This window comes from Streptomyces sp. NPDC059853, from assembly GCF_042731495.1.
GTDB lineage: Bacteria > Actinomycetota > Actinomycetes > Streptomycetales > Streptomycetaceae > Streptomyces.
On sequence record NZ_JBHWJL010000303.1, the window covers coordinates 1 to 6113 of the forward strand.

Annotated in this window: 6 protein-coding genes; 4 read left to right on the forward strand and 2 right to left on the reverse strand. The window is 76.0% G+C overall.

Annotated elements, in window-relative coordinates; all coding sequences use genetic code 11:
• Positions 1 to 153: 153 nt before the first annotated feature.
• On the reverse strand, positions 154 to 780 hold the full coding sequence (locus tag ACFV5N_RS23310; protein WP_385603159.1) for a DJ-1/PfpI family protein: 627 nt from the start codon (positions 778 to 780) through the stop codon (positions 154 to 156).
• An 89-nt stretch (positions 781 to 869) separates the two neighbouring features.
• Between ACFV5N_RS23310 and ACFV5N_RS23315 the strand changes: the two genes are divergently transcribed.
• Both ACFV5N_RS23315 and ACFV5N_RS23320 read left to right on the forward strand, forming a co-directional pair.
• Complete coding sequence (locus ACFV5N_RS23315) at positions 870 to 1532, forward strand: GntR family transcriptional regulator (RefSeq protein WP_385603148.1); 663 nt, start codon at positions 870 to 872, stop codon at positions 1530 to 1532.
• Positions 1533 to 1587: 55 nt separating this feature from the next.
• Positions 1588 to 2235 (forward strand): hypothetical protein, encoded by a 648-nt coding sequence (locus ACFV5N_RS23320; protein WP_026047121.1) that lies wholly within the window; start codon positions 1588 to 1590, stop codon positions 2233 to 2235.
• 2 nt (positions 2236 to 2237) lie between these two features.
• Here the strand turns inward: ACFV5N_RS23320 and ACFV5N_RS23325 are convergent, their stop codons facing one another.
• Positions 2238 to 2969: an SLATT domain-containing protein gene (locus ACFV5N_RS23325; RefSeq protein ID WP_385603151.1), complete on the reverse strand. Its 732-nt coding sequence runs from the start codon at positions 2967 to 2969 to the stop codon at positions 2238 to 2240.
• Positions 2970 to 3160: 191 nt separating this feature from the next.
• On the opposite strand from ACFV5N_RS23325, the gene purD reads away from it, so the two are divergent.
• Both purD and ACFV5N_RS23335 read left to right on the forward strand, forming a co-directional pair.
• On the forward strand, positions 3161 to 4429 hold the full coding sequence (gene purD, locus ACFV5N_RS23330) for a phosphoribosylamine--glycine ligase (protein WP_385603154.1): 1269 nt from the start codon (positions 3161 to 3163) through the stop codon (positions 4427 to 4429).
• 525 nt (positions 4430 to 4954) lie between these two features.
• Positions 4955 to 6113: hypothetical protein (locus tag ACFV5N_RS23335; RefSeq protein ID WP_385603157.1), on the forward strand; the 1159-nt coding region annotated here is incomplete at its 3' end.

Consider the following 6113-nt stretch of genomic DNA (forward strand, 5'->3'; position numbering starts at 1 on the left):
GCTCCGCACCGGCCGCCCCCGGGCGCCGGCCCCGCCCCGGGACCCCGCCCGCACCCGAGCCCGGGTCCCGGCCCGCGCCCCGCCCGGTGCCCGCGCCCATGTGCCCGCCCCCGTCGCCGCCCGCCCGGTGCGCCGCCGGGTCCGCCCCGGTGCTCACGCGCCCGCCACCAGCGGGTACGCGCTCGCGTCCGACTCCGCGTACAGCCGGAACCACGCCTCCAGCACCTCCGGCGGGAACACCTCAAGCCGCCGCAGGATCTCCCGCGCGAACGCCTCCTGGTCGGTCGGCCCCGCCGTGATGAGGTCGCCGTCCGTCACGGCGTCCGCCTCCCGGTAGTGGGCCCCGCCCGCGTACCCCGTCGCCGCCAGGACCGGTGCCGCCGCGCCGGTGTGCGCCCGGGTGTCCAGCAGCCCCTCGCGGGCGAGCCCGGCCACCGCGCCGCAGATCGCGGCCACCGGCACGCCCGCGTCCAGGAAGCGCCGCGCGGCCCGCCCGAACTCCGCCAGGCCGCCGTCCTCCCAGCGCGCCGAGCCCGGCAGGATCAGCAGCGCGCTGTCCCGCGCCCGCAGCGCGTCGAGGGTGAGGTCCGGCAGGACGCGCAGTCCGCCCATCGTCGTGACCGGCTCGGGCCCGCCCCCGACGGCCCGCACCCGGAACCCCCGTCCGTTCAGCTCGGCGATCGCGTGGCCCGCCTCCCAGTCCGCGAGCCCGTCGTACACGGCGATGTGCACCGTCCGGGGCGCGTCCCGCCGCCCGGTGTGCCGCTCCGTCGTCCGCATGGTGTGCTCCCCGCTCCCGTTCATGACAGCAAGCTGTCATGTAGACAGCATGCTGTCAAGAAAGGGAGGAAACTGTAGTGTGGGTCGGCGTGATTCAACGCAGTACCCTGCGCGAGCAACTCGCCGACGCCCTGCGGGAAGAGATCCTGGCCGGCCGGCTGGCCCCGGGCGGTGAGTTCACCGTCCGGGAGATCGCCGAGCACTACGGCGTCTCCGCCACGCCCGTCCGCGAAGCCCTGGTCGACCTCTCGGCCCAGGGCCTGCTCGAAGTGGAGCAGCACCGCGGCTTCCGTATCCGCCAGGACAGCCTCGACGACTTCGAACGCCTGATCGAGGCCCAGGCCCTCGTGCTCCAGGGCCTGCTCCAGCAGAACCCCACCCTCAGCCTGCCCCGGGCCGACCCCGGCGACTTCACCTCCATCCGCCGCCGCGCCGCCGCCGCCCGCCAGGCCGCGCTCGGCGGCGACCTCGACATCCTCATCGGCTACGACCTGCGGTTCTGGCGCGAGCTGGACGCCGCCCTGCTCACCAACCCGCACATCGGCGAATTCCTGGACCGCATGCGCGTACGCTGCTGGGCGTACACCGTCCCCTACCTCCGCCGCCGTCCCTCCCTCGGTGGCCGGCTCTGGTCCGGACACCTCGAACTGGCCGACGCCGTCGAACGGCGCGACGCCAAGGACACCGAGCGGCTGCTGGACTCCCACCGCTCGCACACCCTCGCGCTGGCGATCGAACTCACCGGGGCGTGACCGGGCCGACGGCGGGGGAGACCTCTCCCCACAACCTCCGAGAGAGCGTGATGCCGTGGCATGTGATCTGTGGCTGGTCCCCCTTGTCGACGTGCTGTGCCACAGCCCCGACAACCCCTTCGCCGAAGAACTCGCCGAGTACGACCGCGCCCTGGCCGAAGCCGGTGCGCCGCCCGTCCCCGTCTACGGGTACGTTCCGGGCATGTCGGGCGACGTGGCCCCCGTCGCCGGGTTCGACTACGCGGCGCTCCATCTGCTGCGCCGCGCCTACCTCCTCCAGCTCAGCGGGCTCCCCGTCACCCCGGTCGACGACCTGGACGGCGACTACCAGCAACTCCTGGAGATGTTCGAGACCGCCGCCCAGCAGACCCATCTCGTGTGGCACTTCGACCACGCGGGCGCGTACGTCCCCGTGGACTTCCCGCACCCGCTGGTCACCGACTCCCTGCTGGCCGGCGGCGGACCGCTGGGCTCCAGTCACGGACTGCTGCGCGAACTGGAGTCGGTCGCCCCCGTCCTGGGCATCGACCCGTTCAACCCGCCCCCGAGCCCGCCCCCGCCCGGCCGCCCCACCCGGCTGGACGAACCGGCGGCACCGCCCGCCGACGACAGCCCGTTCGCCCGCGAACGGCACGTCTGGCTCGGCCTGCACGCCGCGGCCACCCGCAGTCTCGCCCAGGGCTCCATGATCGTCTTCAGCTGATGTCAGGGGCAGGGCCCCTCCGGGGGCCGCTGCCTCGGCAGATACGCGTACGGACCGCCCCGCGCCTGCTCGTACCCCTCGCCCCGCTCCGCCCGGCCCGGCCCGGCCACGCCCGCGCCCACCGGCGCGAGCTGCGCCAGCAGCGGCCCCGGCGCGCAGCGGAACTCCAGCATCCAGTCGGCCGTCTCGCGCCGCACCAGCTCCGCCAGATCCTCCGAGAACCGGCGCAGCACCCACAGACAGCGCTCCGCCGCCTCGCTCTCGGTGCCCTCCGCCGGGCCCAGCACCCCCCGGACGCTCTCCGCCGCCCAGTCGTACCGCAGCGTCTCCAGCCGCCGCCGCACCGCCTGCGCCGCCGCCATGTCCCGCATCCAGCCCGAGCTGACCCCGAAGCAGCGGTCGCCGGCCGCGCACAGCGCCGCCCCCAGCAGCGCCAGATACCCCCAGGCGGCCAGCGCCTCCCCCGCCCCGGTGAACTCCAGCAGCGGCAGCGCCGCCCCGGCCGTCAGCCCCGCCAGCATCCCGCCGCGCAGCGCTCGCGCGGCCCGTCGTTTGCGCTGCCGCGACTCCAGATACCACTCGACGGTGGCCAGCGCCTCCCGCTCGGCCAGCTCGTACAGCTCCGCCAGCCGCCGGGTGGGCTCGTGCCAGTCCGCGGAGGGCGCGGGCCATCCGGCCAGATCCGCCCGCCGCCGTCCCGCGCCCGTGGTCCCGGTGTCCTCCGGATGGCTCATTCCACGACTCCCTGAAGAGGTATGAACGAACGAAGATCCCCTTTCTTACCCCGGGAAATCGTGCCGTCCGGACCACTTTCGGAGGAATTGCGCCCAGAAGAGGGCGAGAAGGGAGGGTGACGGCCGGAGCGGCGTCCGCCTCGCTCACCCGAAGGAGTGAGTGGGGCGGTGGCGCCGATAGGCTGCCTCCCGTGAGGATCCTTGTCATCGGCGGCGGTGCCCGCGAACACGCTCTGTGCCACGCCCTCTCCCACGACACCGAGGTGACGGCGCTGCACTGCGCCCCCGGCAACGCCGGGATCGCCGAGGTCGCCACCGTCCACCCCGTCGACGCGCTGGACGGCGCGGCCGTGGCCGCCCTCGCCGGCGAACTGGCCGCCGACCTGGTGGTGGTCGGCCCGGAGGCCCCGCTGGTCGCGGGCGTCGCCGACGCGGTACGGGCCGCCGGGATCCCGGTGTTCGGCCCGTCGGCCGAGGCCGCCCGGCTGGAGGGCAGCAAGGCGTTCGCCAAGGACGTCATGGCCGCCGCCGGGGTCCCCACGGCGCGCAGCTACGTGTGCACCACGGCCGAGCAGATCGACACGGCGCTCGACGCCTTCGGCGCGCCGTACGTGGTCAAGGACGACGGTCTCGCCGCCGGGAAGGGCGTGGTCGTCACCGAGGACCGCGCGCGGGCCCGGGAGCACGCGCTGGCGTGCGAACGCGTCGTCATCGAGGAGTTCCTGGACGGGCCCGAGGTCTCGCTGTTCGCCGTCACGGACGGCACCACCGTGGTGCCGCTCCAGCCGGCGCAGGACTTCAAGCGCGCCCACGACGGGGACGCGGGCCCCAACACCGGCGGCATGGGCGCCTACTCGCCGCTGCCCTGGGCGGACCCCGGCCTGGTCGACGAGGTGCGCGAGACGGTCCTGGAACCGACCGTCGCCGAACTGCGCAAGCGCGGCACCCCCTTCTCCGGCCTGCTGTACGCCGGGCTCGCGGTGACCTCGCGCGGCGTGCGGGTCATCGAGTTCAACGCGCGCTTCGGCGACCCGGAGACCCAGGTCGTCCTGGCCCGGCTGCACACCCCGCTCTCCGGCCTGCTGCACGCGGCGGCCACCGGCGCACTGGCCGCGCTGCCGCCGCTGCGCTGGAGCGAGGGCGCGGCGGTGACGGTGGTCATCGCCTCCGAGGGCTATCCGGCCGCGCCGCGCACCGGCGACCCGATCACCGGCCTCGACGCGGTGGCGGAGCTGGACGCGCCGGACGCGTACGTGCTGCACGCCGGGACGCGCCGCGGCGCGGACGGCGAGGTGCTGAGCGCCGGGGGCCGGGTGCTGTCGGTCACGGCCACCGGACCGGACCTCGCGACGGCGCGGTCCCGGGCGTACACCGCGGTGGGGCGGATCGAGCTGAAGGGGTCCCACCACCGCGGCGACATCGCGCGGGCGGCGGCGGAAGCGGCGGCCGGACCGGCCTGACCCCGCTCGTACGGGCCCGGCCCCGGGGCGTTCGCGCGCCGGGGCCGGGCCCGCGTGCGTCCGGCGGCCCGCCGGGCCGGGCGTTCCGTGGCGCCTCCGGCACCGGCCGGGCCGCGGTGGGGCGAGGTGTACGGGGCGCCGCCGCCCGTGCCATCGCGTCGCGGGGCGGGGTGGACCAGGAGAAGCGGCGGGACGGGTCCGGAGCCGGTCGGGGGCGCCCTCCCGGCCGACGGCGCGCGCACGGTGGGCGCGTACCGCCGGAGCGCCTCCATCCCTACGGCGGGATCTCGTCGTTGTGGCCGGAAAGCACTGCCTTCCTTTGCCCAAAGCCCCTCCATCGAGTGACCGATGCCGCCGTCCGGCTGACGCTCGCCGCGTGCGCAACTAGGGTGCGGCGGGAGTTGTCCCCCGGCGCGGGTCCGTGGTGATCATGCGATCGGCCCACCGCGCATTGCGCCGTCGGTCGTCGGTGCCACAGTGGGATGACGAGCACGATCGGGGCCGGGCACGGCGGAGGGCAGGCGCATGGGGCAGCGGCAGCAGCACAGAGCCACACACTCCGCGCGCGACCACGCGCTGGCCGTGCTCCGCGCGCGCAACAGCGCGCTGGCGCTCGCGCTGCTCCCGGCCGCCGTCGCGGTGGTGCTGTTCGCCGCCGGGCCGGACGTACCGGACGCCGTACGGTGGCCGGTCGCCGCTGTCGCCGTCGCGGTGATCGCGGTCGCCGCCGCCGTCAGCGCGCTCATCGCCCGCGCCCGCCCGGCCGTCACGCCCACCGTCGATGTGCCGGAGGCCGACGCCCCCGCCCTGCACAGCCTGATACGGGACCTCGCCGACCGGCTCGCGGTGCCGCACCCCGGCGGGATCGCCCTCACCCCCGACTGCGACAGCTGGCTGGAGGAACAGCCCCGCACCCGGGATACGGGTGGCACCCCCGCCCTCCCAGGAACGGACACCCGTGCCCCCGTCCTGGTGATCGGTTCCCCCTTCCTGTGGTGGATGCGGGTCGGCGAACTGCGCGCCCTGCTCGCGCCCGTCGTCGCCGGCACCGGTCCGTCCGCCCATCCCGACATCGCGGCGGCCCGCCGCTGCGTACGGGGCTGGGACGCCACCGCCGGCCTGGCCGCCGGGGCCTGGCCGCCGCGCCACCCGCTGCTCGCGCTCGCCGGTGGGATCTCCCGGCTGCTGCTGCGCGTCGCCGGTACGCACGCCGCCGAGATGGAACGCGGCGTGGCGGCCGCCGCCTCCGCCCGCGCCCACAGCGTCGACCACGGGGTACGGACCGCCGCCCAGGAGCAGGTCGGCCTCGCCTACGCGGGCTGGGACCGGCTGCTGACCAAGGTGGCGCTGCCCGCCTGGCGGATGGGCCGCTGGCCGCGCCGGCTGAACGCCGGAGTCGTCTCCGCCCTCACCGAACTCTCCCGCCGCGACCGGCTCGCCCCGCAGGGCTTCGCCTCCCGGCTCGGCGAACGCCCCGCCTGCGACCTGCTGGAGGAGCCCGGCCGCATGGACGAGGAGATCTCCCTGCTGGCCGCCCGGCTGTTCCACGGCGGGCCCGGCCACGGCGCCGCCCCCTGGGCCCCGCTGGACTGGACCGCCTACCCCGAGGAGGTCGTGGACCGCATCTGGCGCGACCGCCGCGGGCTCCTCGTCCAGCAGCAGATGTCCCGCTCCTTCGACGACC

Excerpts from the sequence above, each read along its gene's own strand:
- ACFV5N_RS23310 (WP_385603159.1), bottom strand. The coding sequence starts at position 780 with ATGCGGACGACGGAGCGGCACACCGGGCGGCGGGACGCGCCCCGGACG.
- ACFV5N_RS23325 (WP_385603151.1), bottom strand. The coding sequence starts at position 2,969 with ATGAGCCATCCGGAGGACACCGGGACCACGGGCGCGGGACGGCGGCGG.